Annotated in this window: 1 protein-coding gene; it reads left to right on the top strand. The window is 68.6% G+C overall.

Annotated features, from left to right (window positions below; translation table 11 throughout):
• Positions 1-213 precede the first annotated feature (213 nt).
• Entirely contained in the window at positions 214-1,308 is a 1,095-nt protein-coding gene (locus ACFQ2V_RS21220; protein WP_386055009.1) for an IS110 family transposase, read from the top strand.
• The last annotated feature ends 12 nt before the right edge of the window (positions 1,309-1,320 follow it).

The raw sequence follows: 1,320 nt of genomic DNA, 5'->3' as shown, positions 1-1,320 counted from the left end.
TCAGTGTCAGGGTGACAGCACCGCTCACGCGGTGGTTGGGTCCTGATCATCGGTCGTCTGGCTCATAGCCTCGGTGCCGCCCTCGGGTTGGCGTTCATGCGTTTTGCCGGCGACCGGTGTGACGGACCGGCCGGCGTGACTTGATAGGAGCGTGGCTACCGCCCCCACTGAGATGTGTCCGCCGACCGGCCCAACCGTCCAGTCACTGATCAGGTGAAGGAGGCAACCACCATGGTTGTTGTTGGCGCTGACGTTCACAAGCGGACGCACACGTTCGTCGCGGTCGACGCGGTCGGCAAGCACGTCGGGCAGCTCACGGTCGCGGCCACCACGCACGGGCATCTGAAGGCATTGGGGTGGGCCCGCCGTGAGTTCGGCGACGAGCTGACCTGGGCCATCGAGGACTGCCGGCACCTGTCGGCGCGGTTGGAGCGGGACCTGCTCGGCGCGGGGCAGGTGGTGGTGCGGGTGCCGCCGAAGATGATGGCCGAGCAGCGCCGGGTGGCGCGGACCCGCGGGAAGTCGGACCCGATTGACGCGTTGGCGGTCGCGCGCGCGTTCCTGCGTGAGCCGGACCTGCCGGTTGCCTCGCACGACGGGGCCTCGCGGGAGGCGAAGCTGCTGGTCGACCGGCGAGAAGCCTTGGTGAACACCCGGACCCGCACCATCAACAGTTTGTTGTGGCGGGTGCACGAGCTAGACCCGGCCCACGCACCCAAGCCGCGGTCGCTAGACCTGGCCAAGCACCAGCAGGCGCTGCACGCCTGGCTGCTGAGCGTGGGTGAGAGCGCGGACGGGGTGCGTGACGTCGTCGCGGAGATGGCGTTGGACGAGCTCGAGGACGTCATCGCGCTCACGGCGCGGATCAAGGACTTCGACCGGCGCCTGGGTGCTCTGGCCCGTCGGCAGGTGCCCGAGCTGCTCGCGCTGCCGGGGTGCGGCGAGCTGTCCGCGGCCAAGCTGCTGGGCGAGTCCGCGGGGATCACCCGGTTCACCGGTGAGGCGAGGTTCGCGCGGCATTCCGGGGTCGCGCCCATCCCGGTCTGGTCCGGCAACAGCATCGGGCGGGTCCGGATGACTCGCTCAGGCAACCGCCAGCTCAACTGCGCGCTGCACCGCATCGCCATCACCCAGATCCGCCTGACCGGTTCCCTCGGCAAGGCCTACTACGACAAGAAGCTGGCCGAGGGAAAATCACGAACCGAAGCACTCCGGTGCCTCAAACGACGCCTCGCCCGAACCGTCTTCCACCTCCTGACCGCCGACCACCACAACCGTCAAACCTCTTGCCTGCCGGCAGCGGCTTGACATAGGAGAAAC

Origin of the sequence: Terrabacter terrigena (assembly GCF_042676085.1) — a bacterium.
GTDB classification, from domain to species: Bacteria; Actinomycetota; Actinomycetes; order Actinomycetales; family Dermatophilaceae; genus Terrabacter; species Terrabacter terrigena.
Note: the sequence above shows the minus strand (reverse complement) of the source record. Positions and strands in the feature narration are given on the sequence as shown.